This is a genomic window from Nocardia sp. alder85J (assembly GCF_020176955.2).
Lineage (GTDB): Bacteria > Actinomycetota > Actinomycetes > Mycobacteriales > Mycobacteriaceae > Nocardia.
In genome coordinates this window covers 120,437-145,906 of sequence record NZ_JAIUCZ020000014.1, presented here as the reverse complement: position 1 = coordinate 145,906, position 25,470 = coordinate 120,437, and the positions used below count along the sequence as shown (strand labels likewise).

Sequence of the window (25,470 nt, the reverse complement as noted above, 5' to 3'; positions counted from 1 at the left end):
ACGCCGTACAGCGAACTTTGAGACACTCATTCGCCCTCGCGCGGAACCAGGTTCGTCGTCTACTGTCACCCGCGTGAGCACCGACCCATCCGGCCAGGCAGAAGATGCCGCCGAAGGCGGGCAACTGCGCGCCTCCACCCTGGAGCTGTTCTTCGATCTGGTCTTCGTCTTCACCATCACCCAGCTGACCCACGTGTTCAGCGAACATCCGGGCTGGGTCGAACTCGGCCGGGTGGCACTGATGTTCGGTGTGATCTGGTGGATGTATTCAGGCTACGTATTCCTGACCAACGAAGTGGCCCCGAACAGTACGGTCCGGCGCACCTGGCTCCTGGTGGGTATGCTGGGCTTCTTCGTCGTAGCCCTGGCGGTCCCCGAAGCGTTCCACGGCTCCGGCCTCGCCTTCGGCATCGGCTACTTCGTGGTGAACACCGTGCACACCGGCCTGTTCTATTCCAACGGAGGCGGTTCCGCGAGTTCGGCCGCGTTGCGGATCGCGCCGCTGAATCTGCTGTCGGCGGGGCTGGTGCTGGCCGGTGGGCTGGTGCACGGGTGGCCGCGCTATGTGATCTGGGGGGCGGCGCTGGCGGTGCAGATCGTCACGCCGTATCTGGTCGACACCGGTGGATTCGTCATCCGGGCAAGCCATTTCGCCGAGCGGCACGGGCTGGTGATCATCGTCGCGCTCGGTGAGTCGGTGGTGGCGGTCGGGGCGGCGCTGGCGGGGATGGAGATCGGTGTCGCGCTGGTGACGACCGTCGCGCTCGGGCTGGGGTTGGCCTACGTATTGTGGTGGGCCTATTTCGGTTTCGACGACGAGCGGGGGGAACTGGCGCTCGAGGCGCTGCCCCGGACGCAGCGGGTGCGACCGGCGGTGCTGGCCTACGGGTACGCGCTGTATCCGCTGCTGATCGGAATCATCGTGACGGCCGCGGGAATTCGACTCACCGTCGCGCACGGGCACAGTGCGTCGAGTTGGCCTGCGGCGTGGGCGTTGTCGGGTGGAGTGGCGCTGTTCTTCGTGGGGCAGACGATGTTCCGGGTCGTGCTCGGACTGCCGCGGGCTTGGACGCGGCTGGCCGCCGTGCCCGTGGTGCTGGCGACGGCGCCGATCGGCGCCGCGTGGCTGGCGTGGGCGCAACTCGCGGCCGTGCTGCTGGTGGCCTTCCTCGTCGTGGTGGCGGACGACACCCTCAGCCTGCGGACCGGGGACACCAGCGCCTACGTCAACCCCGCGACCGCTCTGCTCAGGGTCACTCGCCGTTCGGCCTGACCGCCGAATTCAATCCCGTTCCGGCAGTGCGCACCCGTCCGGTCCGCAGGCGTCCGCGTCGCCGATCACCTCGAGCGCCGGTTCGTGGTCGGACCACGCCCGCTCGAGCACCTGGGTGAAGACCTCCGCGGGCTGGGCCCCGGACACACCGTATTTGCGGTCGAACACGAAGAACGGCACCCCGGTCGCGCCGAGGCGGGCGGCCTCGCGCTCGTCGTCGCGGACCGCGTCGGCGTAGGCGTCCGGGTCGCCGAGGACCGCGCGCACGTCGGTCTCGTCGAATCCGGCCTCGGTGGCGAGCTTCACCAGGCGGTCGGTGTCGCCGAACACCGGCTGCGCCTCGGCGAAGTTGCCGCGGTAGAGCGCGTCGAGCATCTGTTCCTGTTTGCCGTGTGCCAGCGCGTACTGCAACAGGCGGTGCATGTCGAAGCTGTTGCCGAAATCGCGGCCGGAGGTCCGGTAGGGCAGACCCATCGCCTCGGCCTGCGCACCCAGGCCGCGCTCGTTGGCCTCGGCCTGAGCCTCGCTGATCCCGTACTTGTGCGCGATGTGCGGGACCACCGCCTCGCTGTGCCCGGCGGGCAGCGTCGGATCGAGTTCGAAGGAGCGGTGCACGACCTGCACCGCGTCCCGGTGCGGGAATCCGTGCAGCGCCTCCTCGAACCGGCGTTTGCCCAGGTAGCAGAACGGGCAGTTGATGTCGGTCCAGATCTCGACCTGCACGGCCATGGAATCCTCACTAGCTCGGGGGCGGGGTGCTCTCGGTGTGTCAACCCGTGTCCACCGGGTTCCTGTTCCCGAGGGGTTCGACGCCTGTGATGCGGGTCACGTCATCGGGTGTCACGGATGGGTGAGCTGCCTTGTCCCATAGCCGACATCGAATCCACCGAGCCCTCGGAGCCCACGATGAACGCCACCCCGACCCATGAGATCGTCGTCCTCGGCGCCGGCTACACCGGCATGATGGCCACCGCCCGGCTGGCCCACCGCACCCACCGGCTGCCGGTCCACCTCACTTTGGTCAATCCCTCCGAACGATTCACCGAGCGGCTGCGCAGTCACCAGATCGCCGCCGGTCAGCAGCTCGCCGACCTGCGCATTCCCGAATTGCTGGCCGGTACCGGCGTCGATTTCCACCGGGCGCGGGCCACCGCCATCGATACCGCCGCGCATCGCGTCACCCTCGACGACGGCGCGGTGCTGCCCTACGACACCCTGGTCTACGCCCTCGGCAGCATCACCGACACCGCGCGCGTGCCCGGCGCCGCCGAGCACGCCTGGACCCTCAACAGCCCGCAACTCGCGCACGAATTCGCCGATCGCCTGGCGGCGACCGGTGGCGCGGTCACCGTGGTGGGGGCCGGGCTGACCGGGATCGAGGTCGCCACGGAAATCGCCGACAGCCATCCCGGCGTCACCGTCACCATGATCGGCACCGGCGAGCCGGGCGCGATGATGGGTGCGAAGGCCCGTGCTCACCTCACCCGCGCGCTGGATCGGTTCGGCATCGCCCGCCGCGTCGGTGTCCGGGTCGCGAAGGTGCTGCCCGAGGCGGTCGAACTGGACACCGGCGAGGTCCTGCACTCGGATCTGACCCTCTGGACCGCCGGTGTGCGCGTCCCCGAACTGGCGGCCGCCGCCGGCATCGACACCGACGACCAGGGTGCGGTGATCACCGATCCCACGTTGCGGTCGGTCTCGCATCCGGACGTGTACGCCGTCGGCGATGCCGCCGCGGTGTCGCAGCCGTGGGGCCGGATCCACGGCACCTGCCAGAGCGGCATGCCGACCGGTGCGTACGTGGCCGACACCATCGCGCGGCGATTGCGCGGAAAGGCCGTGCGGCCGTTCCGCTTCGGCTACATCCATCAGCCGGTGAGCCTGGGCCGCCGGGACGGGGTCATCCAGTTCACCCGGGGTGACGACACGCCCGGCCCCTGGTATCTGACCGGCCGTGCGGCGGTGTTGTACAAGGAGTTCGTGAGCTCCAGCCCGTGGCCGTCGTTCCGGCTGAGCCGGCGCGCGAACATGCCGGTGAAGTTCTCCGCCGGGGCCCGTGCGGCGGCGCGGGCAACCAAGGCCGCGTGAATCTTCCGAGCCCCCCGCGTCATGGGAGACGATGACCCCGTGCAGGACGACATCCACGACGACACCGTCGCCGACCCGTTCCTCGAGCATCGCCGCCTGTTGTTCGGCACCGCGTACCGGATGCTGGGCACGGTCACCGACGCCGAGGACATCCTGCAGGACGCCTGGCTGAAATGGCATGAGGTGGAACGTGATTCGGTCGAGCACCCGAAATCCTACCTGGTGCGGACGGTGACCAATCTGTCGCTGAACCGGCTCACCTCCGCCCGCGCCACCCGGGAGAACTACGTCGGCCCCTGGCTGCCGGAGCCGCTGCTGACCGCACCGAACGCCGCCGAGGAGTCCGAGATGGCCGACACCGTATCGACCGCGATGCTGGTGGTCCTGGAAACCCTGAGTCCGATCGAACGCGCGGTGTTCGTGTTGCGTGAGGTGTTCGGCTACTCGCACGCCGAGATCGCCGGCTTCGTCGACCGGCCGGAGGCGACGATCCGGCAGATCGCCCACCGTGCCCGCGCGCACGTGGAGTCCCGCCGGCCCCGCTTCGACACCGACGGCGATCGGCGCGCCGAGGTCACCCGGAAGTTCCTCGCGGCGGCCCACGGTGGTGACGTGAACGCGCTGATGGAGTTGCTCGCCCCCGATGTGACGCTGTGGAACGACGGCGGCGGCAAGGTCACCGCCGCCCGCCGCCCGCTGTTCGGCCCCGATCACGTCGCCCGCTGGCTGCTGGGTGTGATAGCGAAACCCGAGGTGGCCGGCGCCCGGCTGGAACCGGCGACGATCAACGGCGAACTCGGCCTGCTGGTGGTGCTCGGCGAATATCAGCTCGGCGCGATCACCTACGGCATCGTCGACGACCGCTTGCACGATGTGTGGTTCCAGGTCAATCCGGGCAAACTGTCCGGCCTGCGGCGGACCGAGTCCGAACAGTGATCCGATAACCTCCGCACACCGGCGTGCCGGGGCATAGAGTGGCGGCGGTCCCCGGCCAGGAGCTACTTCGGCCGGAACGTTGTACAGCCGTAGGAGTTTCGCAAGTGAACAACGAAATGCGTTGCGCCGATGTCCGTTTGTGGCGTATCGCACTGATTGCCGGGATCTTCGTCACCGGTGCCACCTTGGCCGCACCCGGCGCCGAAGCCGCACCGGCCTTCATCTCCTGTCCCGCAGGTGATTACGAGAATGTCGACCATGCCTGCGTGCACCGCCCCGAGCAGTCGCAGACGGCCCCGGGCGATGCGACGGTCCTGTGCCGCGACGGCGAGTACAGCTTCGCGCAGCACCGTCGCGGCGCCTGCTCCGGGCACGGCGGGGTGGATCACTGGCTGGTGAATGTGCCCGGCTGACAGACGATTCCGGCCCGGCAGCGCGCTGCCGGGCCGGAATTTCGGGGGAATGAAATCACTCGCCCTGTGCCGGGGTGTCGGCCTCGACCGCCCGCGGCGCGGAGCTCCGCACCTCGATCTTGCGGGCCTGCGGCTTCGGCGCCGCCACCTCGCGCACCCGGATCCGCAGGATGCCGTCGGCCTGCTCGGCCTCGATCGCCTCGGCGGTGACGTGCTCGGGGAGCGCGAACTCGCGCCGGAACGAACCGGTGCGGATCTCGCGGATCAGCACCCCGTCCTTGTCGGTGGCCTGCTCCTCGCGGCGCTGACCGGTGACGCGCAGCCGATGATCGGCGACCTCGACCGTCACGTCCTCGGCGGCCACACCCGGCAACTCCAGGGTGACCACCACGTCGGCCCCGTCCCGGGCCACGTCGGCGGCCGGTACGAAACCGGTGCGGGCCGGTACGGCGCCGGTGAAGGCGCGCCGCACGATCGCGTCGAAGTCACCGTCGACCTGCCGCAGCAGTGCGGTGAACGGATCCCAGCTGGTACGACGAACTGCAATAGCCATAGCGATTCTCCTGATCGTCCACTTGTCGCCGGCCGAGTCCAGAGTTAGCACTCGACCTCTGAGAGTGCTAACGCGTCGAGTTCCCCGCGTGTTCCCGCGCAGGTGGACGGCCCCGAGCGCGCCGGGTTCGGCGATCGGCGAGAATGGTCCGCTGTGTCGGCTGAAGAACTCGCCGTGGATCCGGTGACGGCGGCCCGCCGCCTGCTCGGCGCCACCCTGCGATCCGGTCCGGTGGCGGTACGCATCGTCGAGGTGGAGGCCTACGGCGGCGACCCCGCGGGTCCCTGGCCCGACCCCGCCTCCCACTCCGCCCCCGGCCGTACCCGCCGCAACGCGGTGATGTTCGGCCCGCCCGGCGTCCTCTACGTGTACTTCAGCTACGGCATGCACACCTGCGTCAACGTCACCACGGGCCCGGACGGTACCGCGAGCGCCGCGCTGATCCGATCCGGTGAGGTCATCGCCGGCCACGACCTCGCCCGCACCCGCCGCCCCGCCGCCCGCACCGACGCCGCCCTGGCCCGCGGCCCCGGCAACCTCGGCAGCGCCCTCGGTCTGACTCTGGCCGACTACGGCACCCCTCTGCTCGACCCGTCCTCCGAGATCCGCCTCGAACTCCCTTCCACTCCAGCGAATTCCGCAGACATCGCCACCGGCCCCCGAGTCGGCGTCAGTCTCGCCGCCGACCGCCCCTGGCGCTTCTGGCTCCCCGCCTCACCCGCCGTCTCCGCCTACCGCCGCAGCCCCCGCGCCCCCCGCATCGACCACTCCGCCTGACGTCCGCCCGGCGCGACGCGGCCGGACCCGTGCCGCGCGATAGCTCCGGCGTGCGATCCGGCGCGGCCGAATCACCCCTCGCAGCCCGATCCGATTGATAGCATCGGCGGTCTTCCGGCAGCGGCCCGGCGGAGATATGTACTGGAGCAAGGAGTTTCATCGATGAACCAGGCAATGCGGCGACCTCGTTCCGGATCGGGCGAGCAGGGGTTCTCGAGCCCCGGCCGGGCGGTGGCGGTTTTCACCGCCGGTCTCGCGTTGTCGCTACTGCCGACCCTGTCCGCACTGGCGGCGGTGCCCGATGTCGTCGCCTGTGGGACCGGCGGTGCCGCCGGCTCGTGCGTGGCGCGCCCCTCGCTGCCGTCGACCGGATCCGGATCCGGTTCCGGCAGCGGTAGTTCCGACACCGGCTCGGGTGGCATTCCGTGCGAGGACGGCACCGAGAGCCATGCGGAGCACACTCGGGGAGCGTGTTCCCACCACGGTGGGATACGCGGTGGCCGGCATCGCTGAGGGCGGGTTTCGCGGGCACGCACCCTTCCGCTGGAACGGCGCGTGCCCGGTGTCGGACCGGATCAGTGCACGTCGACCGGATGTTGCTCGGGGACGGCGAGTTCGGCGGCGGCGACAATCGCGGCGACGGCCGCTGTGGCCGCGGTATCGCCGAAGCCGATGGCCCAGCGGGTGTTTCCGGCGGTGCGGTACTCCAGGTAGGCCACGGTGGAACCGTCGGGGCGGGGGTGGCGGGTCACCGCCAGAACCTCGATGTCCGTGCCCGATTCGGTGAGCAGTGACGCCAGGGATTCGGCGGGTGTCGCGACCGGGATGCGGTATTCGGTGGGACGGCCGTCGACGTCGAGGGTCAGGTGCAGCTGCTCCTTGCGAACTATGCTGTCGAGGAGACGGATTCGACTCGACGCGGGGGAGTAGGTCGCAGTCAGCAACGCCAGCAGGGTGGCCGCCGTCACCTCGGCTCCGGTGTCGTCGGTGTGCCGCTGCACGTGGTGGGCGAAGTCGATCTGCAAGCGGCGGGGGAGATCCAGGTCGTACTCGGTGTGCAGCAGGTAGGCGATGCCGCCCTTGCCGGACTGTGAGTTCACCCGGATCACCGCATCGTAGGAGCGGCCCACATCGGCCGGGTCGATCGGCAGATAGGGTACCTGCCAGGGGATTTCGCGTTCGGAGCGGTGCAGGCGGGTGGCCCGGTCCCGGTGTTCGGCGAAGCCCTTCTTGATGGCGTCCTGATGGGTGCCGGAGAAGGCGGTGTACACCAGGTCGCCGACGTACGGGTGCCGCTCGGGCACCGGCATCCGGGTGCAGTATTCGACGGTGCGGCGGATCGCGTCGATATCGGAGAAGTCGATCATCGGATCCACCCCCTGCGCATGGAGATTCAAGGCCAGCGTGGCGATGTCCACATTGCCGGTGCGCTCACCGTTGCCGAAGACGCAGCCCTCCACCCGTTGCGCGCCGGCCAGTACGGCCAGTTCCGCGCAGGCGACACCGGTGCCGCGGTCGTTGTGCGGGTGCACGGACAGGATCACGCTGTCGCGGCGGGACAGGTTGCGGTGCATGTACTCGATCTGGTCCGCGTACACGTTCGGGGTCGCGACCTCCACGGTGGCGGGCAGATTCAGGATCACCGGACGCCGCGGGGTGGCGTCCCACAGCGTGGTCATCGAATCACACACCTCCAGAACGTAATCCGGTTCGGTGAGCATGAAGACCTCGGGGGAGAACTCGAATCGGATGTTCGCGCGATCCCCGGCCAGCTCCAGGATGTCGCGGCCGGCGTCGCGGATCAGCTCCGCCACCTCGGCCCGGGACCGGCCGAGCACCACATCCCGCCACACCGGCGCGGTGGCCGTGTACATGTGGATCACCACGTCGTTGGTCAGTCCCGCCACCGACGCCACCGTGCGCTCGATGAGATCCCGTCGCGCGGGGGTGAACACGACGATCGTCACGTCCTCCGGGGCCAGGCCCGCGGTGCCGATCAGCCGGACGAAATCGAAGTCGGTCTGCGAGGCGCTGGGGTAGCCGACCTCGATCTCCTTGTACCCCATGGCGACCATGAGTTCGAAGAACCGGCGCTTGCGGTCCGGATCCATCGGTTCGGCGAGGGCCTGGTTGCCGTCGCGCAGATCGACCGGTACCCACAGCGGCGCCGCGGTTATCCGGTTGGCCGGCCACTGCCGCTGCGTCAGCGGCACCGAAACCTTGTGGTAGACATCGGAATACCGATGTGAGGGCATGACGGAAGGACGCTGGCGATTCCAGTGGGAAGTCATGATGTCGGCGAGTGCTTTCGCGTCGAAGGGGGTCGACCGGCACAGCACAACGGCCCGCGGGCGGGGTGCCGGTCGCGTCAGACCCCGCCGCGGCGGAGAAGGAGAAGCAGCACACCCTGAGCCATGTGGCCTAGACTAGACGGTGATAACTCCTCAGACAAGTAGAGAGGTTGGCGCAACGTGCCGCATGTCCGGAGGCATCCGCTGGCCGCGCAGGCCGCGGAGGTTCTGCTCGAGCGGATTCGCGCGGGCGAATGGCCGCTCGGGCACCGGCTGCCGGGGGAGACCACGCTCGCGGTCCAGCTCGGTGTGGGCCGGTCGACCCTGCGCGAGGCGATCCGGGAACTCGCCGGTCAGGGCGTGCTGGAGAGCCGGCAGGGCGCCGGTGTGTTCGTGACCGCGCTGGACCGGGCCGAGGATTGGGAGTCGGTGCTGCGCCGTAGCGATATCGTCACGGTCATCGAGGCCCGGCTGGCCATCGAGACCGAGGCCGCCGCGCTGGCCGCGATCCGCCGCACCCCCGCCGATCTGCGGATGATGCGCCGTGCCCTCGCCGGTCGGGCCGCGGTGACGGGGCCGATCGAAGCGCTCGTCGACGCCGACACCGCATTCCATCGCACCGTCATCGTCGCCGCCCACAACGAGGTGCTGTCGCAGATGTTCGACGCCTTCGTGCCGCGGCTGCACCACGCCATGGCCGACATGCTGAGCCTCCGCCCGCTGGCCGACCCGGAGGCCGACCACGAGGCGCACGAGCGGCTGTTCGAGGCGATCCGGGCCCGTGCCGCCGACACCGCGGCGACCGCCAGCCGGGTCCATCTGACCGCGCTGCGAGCCGCCTTCACCTGAATCCCGCCGAGTGCGATGAGTTTCCGCGGCGGCCCCCGTCTGTATGGGTGAGCGCATTCGACAGCCGAACTGCCAAGCCCCGGAAGGATATTCACCATGACCGCCGCCGCCCCCACTCACGACTCCGTCCAGCCCGGCACGATCCGCAACCGGGTGTTGTGGACCCTGCAGATCCTGCTCGGCCTGTTCTTCATCCTCGCCTCGGGCCTGCCGAAACTGGTCGGCCAGGCCGATGCCGTGAAGTCCTTTCAGGACATCGGCTGGGGCGAGTGGTACCGCTACTTCGTCGGCGCGGTCGAGGTCTCCGGCGGCATCGGCCTGATGGTGCCGCGGCTGAGCGGCTACGCGGCGGCCGGGCTGACGATCGTCACGGTGTGCGCCGCCGCCACCCAGGCCTTCCAGCTGCACGGCCCCGGGCTGGCGGTCTTCCCGCTGGTGCTGGCCGCGATCTTCGCCTGGATCGCCCGCGAGCGCCTCACCGCTCGCTGACATTCGGTCGAACCTTCCGCGCCGTCTCCGGTATCACTGTCGGAGGCGGCGCGATCGTCGCGTGCGACCTGGCCAGCGCCGGTCCGGCGACGTGCGGAAAGATAGGGCGATGTGAGCGTCGACATCATCGATGAACTGACCTGGCGTGGACTGATCGCACAGTCCACCGACTTGGACGCCCTGCGGGCGGAGGCGGCGAAGGGACCGATCACCCTGTATGCCGGTTTCGACCCGACCGCGGCGAGCCTGCACGCCGGGCACCTGGTGCCCCTGCTCGCGTTGAAGCGATTCCAGGCGGCCGGACACCGGCCGGTCGTCCTCGCCGGCGGCGCCACCGGCCTCATCGGCGATCCGCGTGATGTCGGCGAGCGCGTCATGAACTCCACCGACACGGTCGCCGAGTGGGCGGGCCGGATCCGCGGCCAGCTGGAACGCTTCGTCGACCTCGGCGACGGGCCGAACGCCGCGATCATCGTGAACAACATGGACTGGACCGGCCCGCTCGGCACCGTCAGCTTCCTGCGCGACATCGGCAAGCACTTCTCGGTGAACGTCATGCTGGCCCGCGACACCGTCAAGCGGCGGCTCGAGGGCGACGGCATGTCGTACACGGAGTTCAGCTACATGCTGTTGCAGGCCAACGACTTCCTGCAGCTACGCCGCAACCACGGCTGCCGGTTGCAGGTGGGCGGGTCGGATCAGTGGGGCAACATCATCGCCGGTGTCGAGCTGAACCGCCGGGTCGACGGCGAGCATGTGCACGCGCTGACCGTGCCCCTGGTGACCTCGGCGGACGGCAAGAAGTTCGGCAAGTCCACCGGCGGCGGCAGTCTGTGGCTCGACCCGGAGATGACCAGCCCGTACGCCTGGTACCAGTACTTCGTGAACACCGGCGACGCCGACGTGGTCCGGTACCTGCGCTGGTTCACCTTCCTGGACCGGGAGGAGCTGGCGGAGCTGGAGCAGGCGACCGCCGAGCGACCGCACGCCCGCGAGGCGCAGCGTCGGCTCGCCGCCGAGATGACGACGCTGGTCCACGGCGAGGCGAACACCCGCGCGGTGCAACTGGCCAGTCAGGCCCTGTTCGGCCGGGGTGACCTCGGGGAACTGGACGAGTCGACGCTGCGGGCCGCGCTCTCCGAGGCGGCCACCGACGGCGAGGTCCCGGCGGCGACCGCCGATGCGACGATCGTCGATCTGCTGGTCGCGTCCGGCCTATCCGACAGCCGGGGTGCGGCGCGTCGCGCGGTGAACGAAGGTGGCGCGTCGGTGAACAACACACGCATCTCCGACCCCGAGTGGATCCCCGCAGAAGGCGACTACCTGCACGGACGCTGGCTCGTACTGCGGCGCGGCAAGAAGAATTTCGCCGGGATGCTGCGCGCCGGCCGATGACCGCGAGCATGACCTGGGTCACAATCGGGTGGCCCAGGCCGTGTAGCCGCTCGATCGCGCTGCCCTGACCAGCGCAAAGACTCGCTGTCTTGGGGATTTGACGCCGCGTTTTCCGGCACGTAACTTAGTCCAGGTCAGAGCGACACGGACGCCGACCCGGAGCCGAGAGGCCAGGGAAACGAGGCCGGACGATGAGCGCCTGATCACCATGCAAGACCCGCGAGACCCGGAGCTTGACTCCCTGGGTCGAAGTGGCTAGGCTGGAAAAGTTGCCTCTTCAGAAGGTCGGTTAGTCCGGCTGGATGGTGAGTGCGCCTGTTCTTTGAGAACTCAATAGTGTGTCGATGAATGTCAGTGCCAAATATTTTTGGTTCCGGTTTCTCATACCCCCGTGTGGGGGACTGGACATTTAGTCAGCTTAATTGCTGGCGTTGTTTTTGAATGTCGGGTTTTCGGACTCTGGCCTTTGAATTTTTCTGATTCGCTTCTCTTCGGAGGGGTGTTTCGAGAGTCTTCAACGGAGAGTTTGATCCTGGCTCAGGACGAACGCTGGCGGCGTGCTTAACACATGCAAGTCGAGCGGTAAGGCCTTCGGGTACACGAGCGGCGAACGGGTGAGTAACACGTGGGTGATCTGCCTTGCACTCTGGGATAAGCCTGGGAAACTGGGTCTAATACCGGATAGGACTGCTGGATGCATGTCTGGTGGTGGAAAGATTTATCGGTGCGAGATGGGCCCGCGGCCTATCAGCTTGTTGGTGGGGTAATGGCCTACCAAGGCGACGACGGGTAGCCGACCTGAGAGGGTGACCGGCCACACTGGGACTGAGACACGGCCCAGACTCCTACGGGAGGCAGCAGTGGGGAATATTGCACAATGGGCGGAAGCCTGATGCAGCGACGCCGCGTGAGGGACGACGGCCTTCGGGTTGTAAACCTCTTTCGACAGGGACGAAGCGCAAGTGACGGTACCTGTATAAGAAGCACCGGCCAACTACGTGCCAGCAGCCGCGGTAATACGTAGGGTGCGAGCGTTGTCCGGAATTACTGGGCGTAAAGAGCTTGTAGGCGGTTCGTCGCGTCGATTGTGAAAACTTGCAGCTCAACTGCAAGCTTGCAGTCGATACGGGCGGACTAGAGTACTTCAGGGGAGACTGGAATTCCTGGTGTAGCGGTGAAATGCGCAGATATCAGGAGGAACACCGGTGGCGAAGGCGGGTCTCTGGGAAGTAACTGACGCTGAGAAGCGAAAGCGTGGGTAGCGAACAGGATTAGATACCCTGGTAGTCCACGCCGTAAACGGTGGGTACTAGGTGTGGGTTTCCTTCCACGGGATCCGTGCCGTAGCTAACGCATTAAGTACCCCGCCTGGGGAGTACGGCCGCAAGGCTAAAACTCAAAGGAATTGACGGGGGCCCGCACAAGCGGCGGAGCATGTGGATTAATTCGATGCAACGCGAAGAACCTTACCTGGGTTTGACATACACCGGAAACCTGCAGAGATGTAGGCCCCCTTGTGGCCGGTGTACAGGTGGTGCATGGCTGTCGTCAGCTCGTGTCGTGAGATGTTGGGTTAAGTCCCGCAACGAGCGCAACCCTTGTCCTGTGTTGCCAGCGCGTAATGGCGGGGACTCGCAGGAGACTGCCGGGGTCAACTCGGAGGAAGGTGGGGACGACGTCAAGTCATCATGCCCCTTATGTCCAGGGCTTCACACATGCTACAATGGCCGGTACAGAGGGCTGCGAGACCGTGAGGTGGAGCGAATCCCTTAAAGCCGGTCTCAGTTCGGATCGGGGTCTGCAACTCGACCCCGTGAAGTTGGAGTCGCTAGTAATCGCAGATCAGCAACGCTGCGGTGAATACGTTCCCGGGCCTTGTACACACCGCCCGTCACGTCATGAAAGTCGGTAACACCCGAAGCCGGTGGCCTAACCCTTGTGGAGGGAGCCGTCGAAGGTGGGATTGGCGATTGGGACGAAGTCGTAACAAGGTAGCCGTACCGGAAGGTGCGGCTGGATCACCTCCTTTCTAAGGAGCATTCTCCAGACCCGGTGTCACAGAGGTGATGTCGTGGCTGGCAGAGACCATGACGGGCTCGCATGTAGTCCGGTGGTGCTCATGGGTGGAACGCTGACATGCGCCGGCGATACTCTCGGATCCACTGTGGTCCCGGGGTGCTGGATTGTAGTCGACACACTGTTGGGTCCTGAAAGAACAGACGTTCTTTCCAGGAAGATAACGACGAGGCTGGATTGTCGGTCATACCGCGCAGGGTTCTGTGGCTGGTGCCGGGTGGGATCTGGTTTTGTGTGTTGTTTGAGAACTGCACAGTGGACGCGAGCATCTTTGTTTGTAAGTGTGTAAGAGCGTTCGGTGGATGCCTTGGCACCAGGAGCCGATGAAGGACGTAGGAGGCTGCGATAAGCCTCGGGGAGCTGTCAACCGAGCTGAGATCCGAGGATGTCCGAATGGGGAAACCCGGCACGAGTGATGTCGTGTCACCCGCATCTGAATATATAGGGTGTGTGGAGGGAACGTGGGGAAGTGAAACATCTCAGTACCCACAGGAAGAGAAAACAACATGTGATTCCGTGAGTAGTGGCGAGCGAAAGCGGATGAGGCTAAACCGTATGGATGTGATAGACGGCAGTCGTTGTCTGTACGGGGTTGTGGGGTTCATTTTCTTCCTACTGCCGTGGGGAGCGTGAGTCAGAAAACAGGGTGTTAGTCGAACTGGTCTGGGATGGCCGACCGTAGACGGTGAGAGTCCGGTAGATGAAAACATTCTGTCTTGCGTAGTGAATACCCGAGTAGCAGCGGGCCCGTGAAATCTGCTGTGAATCTGCCGGGACCACCCGGTAAGCCTGAATACTACCTGGTGACCGATAGCGGACTAGTACCGTGAGGGAAAGGTGAAAAGTACCCCGGGAGGGGAGTGAAATAGTACCTGAAACCGTGCGCTTACAATCCGTCAGGGCCCTCGCATTCGTGTGTGGGGTGATGGCGTGCCTTTTGAAGAATGAGCCTGCGAGTCATCGGTGTGTGGCGAGGTTAACCCGTGTGGGGTAGCCGTAGCGAAAGCGAGTCCGAATAGGGCGTCGAGTCGCACACTATGGACCCGAAGCGGGGTGATCTACCCATGGCCAGGGTGAAGCGACGGTAAGACGTCGTGGAGGCCCGAACCCACTTAGGTTGAAAACTGAGGGGATGAGCTGTGGGTAGGGGTGAAAGGCCAATCAAACTCCGTGATAGCTGGTTCTCCCCGAAATGCATTTAGGTGCAGCGTCGCATGTTTCACCCTGGAGGTAGAGCTACTGGATGGCCTAGGGGGCCTACAAGCTTACCGAAGTCAGCCAAACTCCGAATGCCGGGGTGTGAGAGTGCGGCAGTGAGACTGCGGGCGATAAGGTTCGTAGTCGAGAGGGAAACAGCCCAGATCGCCGGCTAAGGCCCCTAAGCGTGTGCTAAGTGGAAAAGGATGTGGGGTCGCTGAGACAACCAGGAGGTTGGCTTAGAAGCAGCCACCCTTGAAAGAGTGCGTAATAGCTCACTGGTCAAGTGATCCTGCGCCGATAATGTAGCGGGGCTCAAGCACACCGCCGAAGCCGCGGCATTCAGACGTGTACATTCCCTTCGGGGTAGTGGTCTGGATGGGTAGGGGAGCGTCCTGCAGCCAGGGAAGCAGCCGGGTGACCGAGTTGTGGAGGCTGTGGGAGTGAGAATGCAGGCATGAGTAGCGAAAGACGAGTGGGAAACTCGTCCGCCGGATGACCAAGGGTTCCTGGGTCAAGTTAATCTGCCCAGGGTGAGTCGGGACCTAAGGCGAGGCCGACAGGCGTAGTCGATGGACAACGGGTTGATATTCCCGTACCCGTGTATCCGCGCCCAATGGCGAATCATCTGTGCTAACCGTCCTGAACTGGCGGGATCTCCTTCGGGAGACCCAAAGGGGATGCACGGGATCCTGGGTGTAGTAGTCAAGCGATGGGGTGACGCAGGAAGGTAGTGGGGCCCGGTGGTGGATTACCGGGTGTAAGCCTGTAGGGCGAGTGGCAGGTAAATCCGTCGCTCATCGGCCTGAGAGGTGATGCGTAGCCGTTTGAGGTGAATTCCATGATCCTATGCTGCCGAGAAAAGCCTCTAGTGAGTTGGTACACGGCCCGTACCCCAAACCGACACAGGTGGTCAGGTAGAGAATACCGAGGCGATCGAGAGAACTGTGGTGAAGGAACTCGGCAAAATGCCCCCGTAACTTCGGGAGAAGGGGGACCAGTGCTGGTGATGAGACTTTGCTCTCGGAGCTGGTGGTGGTCGCAGAGACCAGAGAGAAGCGACTGTTTACTAAAAACACAGGTCCGTGCGAAGTCGTAAGACGATGTATACGGACTGACGCCTGCCCGGTGCCGGAAGGTTAAGAGGACCGGTTAGCCCGTGAGGGCGAAGCTGAGAATTTAAGCCCCGGTAAACGGCGGTGGTAACTATAACCATCCTAAGGTAGCGAAATTCCTTGTCGGGTAAGTTCCGACCTGCACGAATGGCGTAACGACTTCTCTGCTGTCTCCACCACAGACTCGGCGAAATTGCATTACGAGTAAAGATGCTCGTTACGCGCGGCAGGACGAAAAGACCCCGGGACCTTCACTATAGCTTGGTATTGGTGTTCGGTACGGTTTGTGTAGGATAGGTGGGAGACTGTGAAGCTGGGACGCTAGTTCTGGTGGAGTCGTCGTTGAAATACCACTCTGGTCGTATTGGACTTCTAACCTCGGGCCGTGATCCGGTTCAGGGACAGTGCCTGGTGGGTAGTTTAACTGGGGCGGTTGCCTCCTAAAATGTAACGGAGGCGCCCAAAGGTTCCCTCAGCCTGGTTGGCAATCAGGTGTTGAGTGTAAGTGCACAAGGGAGCTTGACTGTGAGACTGACAGGTCGAGCAGGGACGAAAGTCGGGACTAGTGATCCGGCACCGGCATGTGGAAGCGGTGTCGCTCAACGGATAAAAGGTACCCCGGGGATAACAGGCTGATCTTCCCCAAGAGTCCATATCGACGGGATGGTTTGGCACCTCGATGTCGGCTCGTCGCATCCTGGGGCTGGAGTAGGTCCCAAGGGTTGGGCTGTTCGCCCATTAAAGCGGCACGCGAGCTGGGTTTAGAACGTCGTGAGACAGTTCGGTCTCTATCCGCCGCGCGCGTTAGAAACTTGAGGAAGGCTGTCCCTAGTACGAGAGGACCGGGACGGACGAACCTCTGGTGTGCCAGTTGTTCCGCCAGGGGCATGGCTGGTTTGCTACGTTCGGAAGGGATAACCGCTGAAAGCATCTAAGCGGGAAGCCTGTTCCTAGATGAGGTTTCTCACCCCTTGAAGGGGGTAAGGCTCCCAATAGACGATTGGGTTGATAGGCCGGAACTGGAAGCGCGGTAACGTGTGGAGGTGACCGGTACTAATAGGCCGAGGGCTTACCAACGAAGGTGTTACGCGTCCACTGTGTAGTGTCTGAAACAGCACACGAGCTTTGTTCGGGTGGTTTCCGATACGAGTGAGGAGTTTTATCCTTGCTGGGTATCAGAGGCTGTCGGGGCAGGGTTGTGGATAGTTTCATAGAGTTACGGCGGTTATAGCGGTGGGGAAACGCCCGGTCCCATTCCGAACCCGGAAGCTAAGCCTGCCAGCGCCGATGGTACTGCACTCGCCAGGGTGTGGGAGAGTAGGACACCGCCGGAACATACATTCTCGAGAAGGGGACCCGAATACGGGTCCCCTTCTCGACGTTTACGAACCTGTACCGCCCGGACGCGGCCGCGTCCGGGCGTGATTGAATTTGAGTCGGGCGGGCCGCCGGCCCGTCCCACCGCGCGTGGATTCTAGCGCCGCGGTCGGTTACCGAGCAGGAGAAGAAAGGATCACTGTGTCGGAGCACAACGACGGCCGGAAGCCCTTCCGCCGGAGCAGTGCCGGTCAGGGATCGAGTGGCTCGGGCAGGCCGGCGCGCGGAGACGACCAGTCGGGTGGCGACAGGCGCAACGACAGGTCGGGTGATCGTCGAACCGGTGGCGGCTTCAACCGCTCGGGCGACGATCGCGGCGGTTTCCGACGTGACAACGACCGCGACAACGCCGGCCGAGGAGGCTCGGGCGACCGCGGTGGCGACAGCCGTTCCGGTGGTGACCGGGGCGGCTACAACCGTTCCGACGATAATCGCGGCGGCTACAACCGTGACGACAACCGGGGTGGTTACCACCGCTCGGGTGGTGATCGTGGTGGTTACGGCCGCTCCGACGACCGGCGCGGCGGCTCCGACCGTCCGAGTGGCAACCGTGGTTACGGTCGCTCGGACGACAATCGCGGTGGTTTCGACCGGTCCGGTGGTGATCGCGGAGGCTACGGCCGTTCCGGCGACCGCCGGGAGGGTTCCGGCGACAACCGTGGTTACGGCCGGCGCGACGAGGGCCGTGGCGGTTTCGATCGTTCCGATGATCGTCGTGGTGGTTCGGGTCGTTCCGGCGATCGTCCCGGTGGGTTCAATCGTTCGGGTGGTGATCGTCCGCGCGAGAATCGTGGTTTCGATCGCTCCGACGATCGGCGGGGTGGATTCAATCGGTCCGACGACCGTCGTGGCGGGTTCAATCGGTCCGAGGGACGCGGTTCCGATGACCGCCGTGGCGGTTTCGATCGTTCGAACGACCGCCGCAGCGGTGGTTTCGATCGTTCGGATGATCGTCGCGGTGGGTTCGATGACCGCCGTGGTGGTTCGGGTCGTTCCGGCGATCGTCCCGGTGGGTTCAATCGTTCGGGTGGTGATCGTCCGCGCGAGAACCGTGGTTTCGATCGCTCCGACGACCGTCGAGGTGGATTCAACCGATCCGACGATCGCCGCCCCGGCCGTTCCGATGATCGTCCTGGTGGGTTCAATCGTTCGGGTGGTGATCGTCCGCGCGAGAACCGTGGTTTCGATCGCTCCGACGATCGGCGGGGTGGATTCAATCGGTCCGACGACCGTCGTGGCGGGTTCAACCGGTCCGAGGGACGCGGTTCCGACGACCGCCGGGGCGGCCACGACCGTTCGGGTGGTGACCGTGGTTTCGATCGTCCGCGTGAGAATCGTGGTTTCGATCGCTCGGACGACCGCCGAGGCGGATTCAATCGTTCGGATGACCGCCGGGGTGGGTTCAACCGGTCCGATGATCGGCGTGGCGGCTCCGGTCGGCCGGACGACCGGCGTGGCTTCGACCGTTCCGATCGCCCGCGCGGCGATCGCTCCGATGATCGTCGCGGTGGTTTTCAGCGAGCGGAGTCATCCGGACGGCGCTTCGACCGGGATCGCGATGTGCGTCCGGACGAGGTCGACAACAGTCTTGCCGACAGCAGCCTTGCCGAACAGGGTCTCGACCACGAGTTGCTCGACGATGCGGCAGATGCCGGTGTCGTCGACACCGATGCCGACCTCGATACCGATGCCGATCTGGAAGACGGCGAATTCGATGACGAGGATGACGAATTCGACGATGAAGACGATGAATTCGACGGCGACGAAGAATTCGATGACGAAGAAGACGAAGACAGCGACGAAGAAGACGAATTCGAGGCCGCTGATTCCGATGCCGACGATTCCGGCGCGGTCGATTCCGAGGAATCCGGCGATCGCGAGGAATCCGGCGATCGCGAGCCGGTCGGCGACGCCGACGGCTACCCGGAGCGTCGTCGCGGTGGCGAAGGCGCCTATGTGGCCGGCGGCCGCGACGGCGATCGCCGTGCCGGTCGCCCGGACGAGCCGTCGATTCCCGACGACGTGCAGGCGTCCGATCTCGACCCGGCGATCCGCCGCGATCTGCTGAGTCTGGACAAGAACAATGCGGAGACCGTCGCCCGCCACCTGGTGATGGCGGCGGAACTGATCGTCGACGATCCCGAGGCCGCGCTGGAGCATGCCCGGGCAGCGCGTCAGCGCGCCGGCCGCATCGCCGTGGTCCGTGAGACCGCGGGCGTCACCGCCTACCACGCCGGTGAATGGGCCGAGGCGCTCTCGGAACTGCGCACCGCGCGCCGGATGTCCGGCGGTGCGGGCCTGCTCGCGGTGATGGCCGACTGCGAACGTGGTCTGGGCCGGCCCGAGCGGGCGATCGAGCTCGGTCGCAGCGACGAGGCTCGTCAGCTCAGTGGTGACGAGGCCGCCGAGCTGCGGATCGTCGTCGCGGGCGCCCGTATGGATCTGGGCCAGTACGACCAGGCCGTGGTCAGCTTGCAGACCGCGGATCTAGATCGCACCCGCACCGGTCCCGCCGCGGCCCGCCTGTTCTACGCTTATGCGGAGGCGCTGCTGGCCGCCGATCGCCGTGACGATGCGTTGCAGTGGTTCCTCAACGCCGCCACCGCCGACGTGGACGGTGAGACCGACGCCGAGTGGCGGGCCGAGGAACTGGGCATCGGCAACGGCGCCGACGACGCCGAAACAGATTCGGACGCAAAGCCTTCCGATGCCGAGCCGTTCGACGATCCGGACGCCGAGCAGTAGCAGACCCGGAGTCAGGTGGACCAGTGACGCAGTTACGAGAACGGTTCGGCGCGCTGCTGCTGGACCTCGACGGCACGCTGTACCGCGGGAACGTGGTCGTTCCCGGTGCGCCAGAGGCACTTTCGGGTGGTTCGAGCGCGCAGACGCTGATGTACGTCACCAACAACGCCAGCCGCTCGGCCGTGTCCGTCGCCGAGCATCTGGCCGGAATGGGTTTCACCGCAACCGAAGACGACGTGGTGACCAGCGCGCAGGCGGCGGCCCACGTACTCGCCGACCGCTTGCCGCCGGGCGCGACGGTGCTGGTGGTCGGGTCCGACGACCTGGCCGCCGAGATCGCCCACGTCGGCCTGCGCCCGGTCCGCCGCTTCGACACCCAACGTCCCGACGCGGTGGTGCAGGGTCATTCGCCGCAGACGGCCTGGCCGGATCTCGCCGAGGCCTCCTTCGCGCTGCGGGCCGGCGCGCTCTGGGTGGCCGCCAACACCGACGCCACCCTGCCGCTGGAGCGTGGGCTCGCACCCGGCAACGGTGCGATGGTGACGGCGCTGCGCGCGGCCACCGATCTGGAACCGGTCGTGGCGGGCAAACCCTGTGCCCCGCTGCTCGAGGACGCCTTGACCAGGGCCGGTACCCGATCCGCGCTCGTGGTCGGCGACCGCCTCGACACCGACATCGACGGCGCCCACTGTGTCGGCCTCGAATCCCTGCTGGTCCTCACCGGCGTCAGCACCCTCGCCGATCTGCGCAAACAACCCGCCGGGCGGCTGCCGAGCTATGTCGCCGACTCCCTCGACGCGCTGAATCATCCAGTGGCCGAAGTGGATCCGGTCGACCCGGAAGCGGGCGATGTGGCCGATACCCTGGCGGACCTGCTGCGCGGCCACCCGGGCCGCGCCATCCCGGTGGCCTGACTCCACCCGCCTACGCCGACGCCATCGTCGTGACCGGCGCCGCGATGGCGGTGGTGTCGGTGGGGTACAGACGGGCGAGTGCGCGACCGGCGCGGCGGCGGCTGATGGCGGCCAGTTCGTGGGCCGCGGTGGGCACCTTCAACCACCATTGCTCGAACGGGCGGTAGTCCGCGGCCGGGGCGAGGCGAGCGGCGAGGTCCGGGCGCTGGACGCGCAGGTAGCGGCGGGCACGGGCGGCGTGCATCGGGTCGGAGACCAGGATGATCCGGTCCGCGTGCTCGATCAGCGGGATGCTGAATTCGATGTTCTGCCAGGTACTCCGGGCCCGGGTCTCGGTCACGATGCGGTCGGCGGGGATGCCGAGCACGTCCCGGGCGTAGCGGGCCATGACGTTCGCCTCGGCACGGGTGCGTCGCACGGCGCCGCCGGTGAAGACCACGATGCCGTCCCGGTGCATCGAGCGGGACGCGATGCGGCAGCGCCAGCGCTGCATGGGGTGCGGGGTGCCGTCGTGCCGGGCGGGATATCCCAGCACCACGACCGCTTCGGTGCCGTCGGATCCGGTGTCGGCCCAGCCCGGCCCGTCGGGGCCGCGGCGTGAGGCCCGCCGGTGCAACCATTCGGCGCCGACGACGATGGTGAACAGTCCGGCCGCCACCGCGAGTGGTCCGGTGGGTATCGCACGGCCGTCCCGTGATCGAGGGGTAGCGCCGACCGTCTTCTCCAGTTGCCGCATGTGGCCATTCTGCCAATCTCCCGGCCGGTCGGGTGGGTGTTGCGCGAAGTTATCGGGTCGTGAGCCGGTCTCGCCGGTAAGCCGAGGAATGTCCGATATCCCGAGTTGGGGAGTGGTGGTGGCTGATGTGCCGGGTGATTGCCGGAGTGCCGAATCCGGCTCGCCGGAACCCGGCGCCGAGGGCGGTTGCGATTCGTCCGTTTCGCCGGAGCGGGCGCGGCTGTCCGTACGCAACCCGTGCAGGGGCCGCGGGACGTGTGTTCGAATGGCGACTCCGGTAGCGTTGACGGCACCATGACTACCCCGACACCTCGTCCGCCCGTTCCCGGTCCGGCCGGTCCCCGGCCGGGGGCGCCGCTGCCCGGCCAGCATCTCCAGGGCGGCAATCCGGCGGAATTCGCCGATCCGGAGCGGGTACGTGCGGAGATCGATGCGCTGCTGGCGGAGCTGTCCGCGCGCTCCGCGGCCGACCACGCTCCGGGCGAGCCGCCGTCCGGCACCGACATCACCCGGCGGGCCCGCATCCTCGAGCAGGCGCACGAGGTCCTCGTCCAGGCATTGGCCACGGTGGACAAGGTCTGAGGTGGCCAAACGCGCACGAGTGGACGCGGAGCTGGTTCGGCGCGGCCTCGCGCGGTCGCGCGAGCATGCGGTCGAACTGATCGGTGCGGGCCGCGTCCTGATCAACGGTGCTGTCGCGTCGAAACCGGCGACGGCGGTCGAGACCGCCACGCCGCTGCTGGTCCGTGACGAACCCGACGAGGTGCAGTGGGCCTCGCGGGGTGCACACAAACTGCTGGGTGCGCTCGCGGCCTTCGAACCGCTGGGTGTCGACATCACGCGCAAGCGCTGCCTGGACGCCGGGGCGTCCACCGGTGGCTTCACCGATGTGCTGCTGTCGCGGGGCGCCCGCGAGGTCGCGGCGGTGGATGTCGGCTACGGCCAGCTGGTGTGGCGGCTGCGCACCGACGAACGGGTGCGGGTGTTCGACCGTACCAATGTCCGCACCCTCACCCCCGAGGCGATCGATGGCCCGGTGCAGGTGGTGGTGGCCGATCTGTCCTTCATCTCGCTCGCGCTGGTGCTGCCCGCGCTCGCGCAGTGCTGCGCCCCCGGCGCCGATCTGCTGCCCATGGTGAAACCGCAGTTCGAGGTCGGGAAACAGCGAGTAGGCTCCGGCGGTGTGGTGCGTGATCCGGCACTGCGCGCCGAGGCGGTCCGCACGGTCGCGGCCGCGGCGGCGCAGCTGGGTCTGCACACGCGCGGGGTGGTGGCCAGCCCGCTGCCCGGACCTTCGGGCAATGTGGAGTATTTTCTCTGGCTGCACCGGACGGAGAACACGTCCGGCGACTCCGGCGCCGGCGAGCGGGACGACGAGGTCGCGGAACTGGTGCAACGGGCGGTGGAGGAGGGCCCACAGTGAAGCGAGAGATCTTGCTCGTGGCCCACACCGGGCGCACCGAGCTGGCCGAGGCCGCACATCGGGTGGCGAAGGTGTTCTCGGAGGCGGAGATCGGCCTGCGGGTGCTCGCGGACGAGATGGCGGAGACCCGCCTCGAGGACGGCCCCGAACCGGACTGTGACACCAGCGTTCCCGAGGACGTGCTGGTGTGGACCGTCGACCACTGCGCGGAGGCGGCGATCGGCTGCGAGATGGTGCTGGCCCTCGGCGGCGACGGCACCTTCCTGCGCGCGGCCGAACTGGCCCGCCTGGCGCGGGTGCCGGTGCTGGGAATCAATCTGGGCCGCATCGGTTTTCTCACCGAGGCAGAGGGTGAGGATCTGGACGAGGCGCTGGCCCAGGTGGTGCGCGGCGACTACAGCGTCGAGCAGCGGATGACCATCGATGTCAGTGTCCGCGTCGATGATGTCGTGGTGGAACGCGGCTGGGCACTCAACGAGGCCAGCATCGAGAATGCCATCCGGATGGGTGTGCTGGAGGTCGTGCTCGAGGTCGACGGCCGGCCGGTGTCCCAATTCGGCTGCGACGGCGTGCTGGTCGCGACACCCACCGGCTCCACGGCCTACGCGTTCTCCGCCGGTGGTCCGGTGGTGTGGCCGGAACTCGCGGCGCTGCTGGTGATCCCGAGCAACGCTCATGCCCTGTTCGCGCGTCCGCTGGTGACCAGCCCGGATTCGCGGATCGCCGTGGAAACCGTTGCGGCGGGCCACGACGCGATAGTTTTCCTGGACGGCCGGCGTACCTTGGCGCTGCCGCGTGGCGCCCGGTTCGAGGCGGTGCGCGGGGCCGAGCCCGTCCGGTGGGTGCGGCTGGATTCGACCCCGTTCGCCGACCGGATGGTGCGCAAATTCCAGTTGCCCGTGACAGGCTGGCGAGGTCGACGGCCTGAGCGGCCGGGCGCGGAGGAGGCACCGGGGGTGCCCTCACCGCGCTCCCGGTCGGGCGAGATCGAGAACCGCCGAACGGAGAGCACGAGTGCTGACAGAGATCCGGATTGACGGTCTGGGCGTAATATCCAGCGCCACAGCTCAATTCCACGAGGGTCTGACCTGCCTGACCGGTGAGACCGGTGCGGGCAAGACCATGGTGGTGACCAGCCTGCACCTGCTCGGCGGGGCGCGCGCCGATGCGGGCCGGGTCCGCCGCGGCGAGTCCCGCGCGGTGGTGGAGGGCCGGTTCACCGTCGAGGAGGTGCACGCCGACGCTCGCGACGAGGTCGAGAAGGTGCTGGAATCCGCCGGGGCGCAGCGTGACGACGACGGCAGCGTGATCGCGGTGCGGACCGTCGGCAGCGACGGCCGCTCCCGCGCGCATCTGGGCGGCCGCAGTGTGCCCGCCTCGGTGCTGTCCGATTTCACCGCGCCGCTGCTGACCGTGCACGGGCAGAACGACCAGCTGCGATTACAACGCCCCGACCAGCAACTGCACGCGCTGGACCGGTTCGCGGGCGATGCGGTCGCGGGGCTGGTACGCAAGTATCGGCTGGCTCGCCGCACCTGGATGCAGGCGCGGGCCGAACTGCTGGAACGGACCGCGCGCAGCCGGGAACTCGCGCTGGAGGCGGACCGGCTGAAGCATTCGCTGTCCGAGATCGATACGGTCGCACCGGTCGCCGGTGAGGACGAGCGGATCGTGGCGGAGGTGCGGCGGCTGTCGGATCTGGATTCGCTGCGGGAGGCGGCCGCCGCCGCGCACGACGCGCTGGCCGGTCCCGCCGATTCGCCGGGGGAGGGCTCGGGGGCGCTGGATCTGCTCGGCACCGCGCGGGCCCGGCTGGAGGGTTCCGGCGATCCGCTGCTCACCGAATTGGCGCCGCGTCTCGGCGAGGCGATCTCGGTGGTGATCGACCTGACCACCGAACTGAGCAGCTACCTGACCGATCTGCCGTCGGATCCCGGCGCGCTGGATTCACTGCTGACCCGGCAGGCCGAACTGAAGGCGCTGACCCGCAAGTACGCACCGGATGTGGACGGCGTGATCGCGTGGGCCGACGACGCGCGTACCCGGCTGTCGTCGCTGGACGTCTCCGAAGAGGCGCTGGCGGCGCTGGCCGCCGACGTCGAGACCGCCGCCGAGCAGGTGCGTGAGGTGGCGAAGAAGTTGACCACCGCGCGCACGAAGGCCGCGAAGAAGTTGTCGGTCGCCGTCAGCGCGGAGCTGGGCGGGCTGGCGATGGGCCGGGCGAAACTCGAGGTCGTGGTGCGGCCGATGCCGGCCGGTGCGCAGGATTCGGCGCCGCTCACCGTGGACGGAACCGCGCTGCACGCCGGTGGCTCCGGGGTCGACGAGGTGGAGTTCCGGCTGGCGGCGCATTCCGGTGCGCAGCCGATGCTGTTGAGCAAGAGCGCTTCCGGCGGTGAGCTGTCGCGGGTGATGCTGGCGCTGGAAGTGGTGCTGGCCAGTTCCGAGCACGGCACCACGATGGTGTTCGACGAGGTCGACGCCGGTGTCGGCGGCCGGGCCGCGGTCGAGATCGGCCGCCGGCTGGCCCGGTTGGCCCGCACCCACCAGGTGATCGTGGTGACGCACCTGCCGCAGGTGGCGGCCTTCGCGGACACCCATCTCGTGGTCGACAAGGTCGACGACGGCAAGGGCGTCAACAGTGGCGTGCGCACGCTCGACACCGACGAGCGGGTGAAGGAACTCGCCCGCATGCTCGCCGGTCTCGACGACACCGAAACCGGTCGAGCGCATGCCGAGGAACTGCTCGCCACCGCGGATGCGGAGAAGGCGGGCGGGCGGGCTCCCGCACCGGTGGCTCGCTGAGCCGAAACCGGCTGCGGC

At 66.9% G+C, this 25,470-nt stretch carries 17 protein-coding genes, 3 rRNA genes and 1 pseudogene; 17 read left to right on the top strand and 4 right to left on the bottom strand.

The genetic code is table 11. The features are described 5' to 3' along the window. Nucleotides 1-73: 73 nt before the first annotated feature. The gene (locus LBW94_RS38860) at nucleotides 74-1,273 is read left to right on the top strand and encodes a low temperature requirement protein A (RefSeq protein ID WP_225062560.1); all 1,200 of its coding nucleotides are present in this window, start codon (nucleotides 74-76) and stop codon (nucleotides 1,271-1,273) included. Nucleotides 1,274-1,282: 9 nt separating this feature from the next. Here LBW94_RS38860 and LBW94_RS38855 read toward each other — a convergent pair whose 3' ends face one another. Further along, a complete protein-coding gene (locus LBW94_RS38855) occupies nucleotides 1,283-2,002 on the bottom strand; it encodes a DsbA family oxidoreductase (protein WP_225062561.1) in 720 nt (239 codons plus the stop codon). Nucleotides 2,003-2,179: 177 nt separating this feature from the next. Between LBW94_RS38855 and LBW94_RS38850 the strand changes: the two genes are divergently transcribed. From LBW94_RS38850 to LBW94_RS38840, 3 genes are all read left to right on the top strand, one after another. Next, nucleotides 2,180-3,361, top strand: coding sequence for an NAD(P)/FAD-dependent oxidoreductase (locus LBW94_RS38850; protein WP_225062562.1), 1,182 nt, complete (start codon nucleotides 2,180-2,182; stop codon nucleotides 3,359-3,361). Nucleotides 3,362-3,382: 21 nt separating this feature from the next. Then, nucleotides 3,383-4,297, top strand: coding sequence for an RNA polymerase sigma-70 factor (locus tag LBW94_RS38845; RefSeq protein ID WP_225062563.1), 915 nt, complete (start codon nucleotides 3,383-3,385; stop codon nucleotides 4,295-4,297). 104 nt (nucleotides 4,298-4,401) lie between these two features. Next, nucleotides 4,402-4,710 carry a DUF3761 domain-containing protein gene (locus tag LBW94_RS38840; protein WP_225062564.1) on the top strand — a complete coding sequence of 103 codons (309 nt, stop codon included), beginning with the start codon at nucleotides 4,402-4,404 and terminating at the stop codon, nucleotides 4,708-4,710. 55 nt (nucleotides 4,711-4,765) lie between these two features. Here LBW94_RS38840 and LBW94_RS38835 read toward each other — a convergent pair whose 3' ends face one another. Next, complete coding sequence (locus LBW94_RS38835) at nucleotides 4,766-5,263, bottom strand: Hsp20/alpha crystallin family protein (protein WP_225062565.1); 498 nt, start codon at nucleotides 5,261-5,263, stop codon at nucleotides 4,766-4,768. 153 nt (nucleotides 5,264-5,416) lie between these two features. Between LBW94_RS38835 and LBW94_RS38830 the strand changes: the two genes are divergently transcribed. After that, on the top strand, nucleotides 5,417-6,040 hold the full coding sequence (locus LBW94_RS38830; RefSeq protein WP_225062566.1) for a DNA-3-methyladenine glycosylase: 624 nt from the start codon (nucleotides 5,417-5,419) through the stop codon (nucleotides 6,038-6,040). A gap of 575 nt (nucleotides 6,041-6,615) precedes the next feature. Here the strand turns inward: LBW94_RS38830 and LBW94_RS38825 are convergent. Next, nucleotides 6,616-8,295 (bottom strand): 2-isopropylmalate synthase, encoded by a 1,680-nt coding sequence (locus LBW94_RS38825; protein WP_225062567.1) that lies wholly within the window; start codon nucleotides 8,293-8,295, stop codon nucleotides 6,616-6,618. A gap of 216 nt (nucleotides 8,296-8,511) precedes the next feature. Between LBW94_RS38825 and LBW94_RS38820 the strand changes: the two genes are divergently transcribed. The 8 genes and pseudogenes from LBW94_RS38820 (at nucleotide 8,512) to LBW94_RS38785 (ending at nucleotide 20,488) form a co-directional block, all read left to right on the top strand. Next, on the top strand, nucleotides 8,512-9,180 hold the full coding sequence (locus tag LBW94_RS38820) for a FadR/GntR family transcriptional regulator (protein ID WP_225062568.1): 669 nt from the start codon (nucleotides 8,512-8,514) through the stop codon (nucleotides 9,178-9,180). A 96-nt stretch (nucleotides 9,181-9,276) separates the two neighbouring features. Next, on the top strand, nucleotides 9,277-9,669 hold the full coding sequence (locus tag LBW94_RS38815; RefSeq protein ID WP_225062569.1) for a DoxX family protein: 393 nt from the start codon (nucleotides 9,277-9,279) through the stop codon (nucleotides 9,667-9,669). A 111-nt stretch (nucleotides 9,670-9,780) separates the two neighbouring features. Beyond that, nucleotides 9,781-11,064 carry a tyrosine--tRNA ligase gene (gene tyrS, locus LBW94_RS38810; RefSeq protein ID WP_225062570.1) on the top strand — a complete coding sequence of 428 codons (1,284 nt, stop codon included), beginning with the start codon at nucleotides 9,781-9,783 and terminating at the stop codon, nucleotides 11,062-11,064. Between the two features lie 514 nt (nucleotides 11,065-11,578). Beyond that, nucleotides 11,579-13,093 (top strand): 16S ribosomal RNA (locus LBW94_RS38805). Nucleotides 13,094-13,415: 322 nt separating this feature from the next. Continuing rightward, nucleotides 13,416-16,529: ribosomal RNA gene (locus LBW94_RS38800) — 23S ribosomal RNA — on the top strand. Nucleotides 16,530-16,669: 140 nt separating this feature from the next. Next, nucleotides 16,670-16,786, top strand: a 5S ribosomal RNA gene (gene rrf, locus LBW94_RS38795). The 16S, 23S and 5S rRNA genes sit together here, the layout of an rRNA operon. Before the next feature lie 1,887 nt (nucleotides 16,787-18,673). Further along, a pseudogene (locus tag LBW94_RS38790) lies at nucleotides 18,674-19,481 on the top strand (hypothetical protein); the annotation flags it as partial. A gap of 116 nt (nucleotides 19,482-19,597) precedes the next feature. Beyond that, on the top strand, nucleotides 19,598-20,488 hold the full coding sequence (locus LBW94_RS38785) for an HAD-IIA family hydrolase (protein WP_225057821.1): 891 nt from the start codon (nucleotides 19,598-19,600) through the stop codon (nucleotides 20,486-20,488). A gap of 10 nt (nucleotides 20,489-20,498) precedes the next feature. On the opposite strand, the gene LBW94_RS38780 is transcribed toward LBW94_RS38785, so the two are convergent. Then, nucleotides 20,499-21,224 (bottom strand): YdcF family protein, encoded by a 726-nt coding sequence (locus tag LBW94_RS38780; protein WP_225057822.1) that lies wholly within the window; start codon nucleotides 21,222-21,224, stop codon nucleotides 20,499-20,501. Nucleotides 21,225-21,518: 294 nt separating this feature from the next. On the opposite strand from LBW94_RS38780, the gene LBW94_RS38775 reads away from it, so the two are divergent. Genes LBW94_RS38775 through recN form a run of 4 tightly spaced genes read left to right on the top strand, consistent with a single transcriptional unit; the run spans nucleotide 21,519 to nucleotide 25,452 of the window. After that, nucleotides 21,519-21,806, top strand: coding sequence for a hypothetical protein (locus LBW94_RS38775; RefSeq protein WP_225057823.1), 288 nt, complete (start codon nucleotides 21,519-21,521; stop codon nucleotides 21,804-21,806). Nucleotide 21,807: 1 nt separating this feature from the next. Further along, nucleotides 21,808-22,647, top strand: a complete 840-nt coding sequence (locus tag LBW94_RS38770) for a TlyA family RNA methyltransferase (protein ID WP_225057824.1) — start codon at nucleotides 21,808-21,810, stop codon at nucleotides 22,645-22,647. Further along, complete coding sequence (locus LBW94_RS38765; RefSeq protein WP_225057825.1) at nucleotides 22,644-23,684, top strand: NAD kinase; 1,041 nt, start codon at nucleotides 22,644-22,646, stop codon at nucleotides 23,682-23,684. The genes LBW94_RS38770 and LBW94_RS38765 overlap by 4 nt, the downstream gene beginning before the upstream one ends. Further along, a complete protein-coding gene (gene recN, locus LBW94_RS38760; RefSeq protein ID WP_225057826.1) occupies nucleotides 23,662-25,452 on the top strand; it encodes a DNA repair protein RecN in 1,791 nt (596 codons plus the stop codon). The genes LBW94_RS38765 and recN overlap by 23 nt, the downstream gene beginning before the upstream one ends. Nucleotides 25,453-25,470: the final 18 nt, after the last annotated feature.

Bases quoted from the DNA above. Each gene is read 5' to 3' on its own strand.
- LBW94_RS38855 (WP_225062561.1), bottom strand. From the start codon at position 2,002: ATGGCCGTGCAGGTCGAGATCTGGACCGACATCAACTGCCCGTTCTGC.
- LBW94_RS38850 (WP_225062562.1), top strand. From the start codon at position 2,180: ATGAACGCCACCCCGACCCATGAGATCGTCGTCCTCGGCGCCGGCTAC.
- LBW94_RS38845 (WP_225062563.1), top strand. From the start codon at position 3,383: ATGGGAGACGATGACCCCGTGCAGGACGACATCCACGACGACACCGTC.
- LBW94_RS38835 (WP_225062565.1), bottom strand. From the start codon at position 5,263: ATGGCTATTGCAGTTCGTCGTACCAGCTGGGATCCGTTCACCGCACTG.
- LBW94_RS38825 (WP_225062567.1), bottom strand. From the start codon at position 8,295: ATGCCCTCACATCGGTATTCCGATGTCTACCACAAGGTTTCGGTGCCG.
- LBW94_RS38815 (WP_225062569.1), top strand. From the start codon at position 9,277: ATGACCGCCGCCGCCCCCACTCACGACTCCGTCCAGCCCGGCACGATC.
- LBW94_RS38780 (WP_225057822.1), bottom strand. From the start codon at position 21,224: ATGCGGCAACTGGAGAAGACGGTCGGCGCTACCCCTCGATCACGGGAC.
- LBW94_RS38775 (WP_225057823.1), top strand. From the start codon at position 21,519: ATGACTACCCCGACACCTCGTCCGCCCGTTCCCGGTCCGGCCGGTCCC.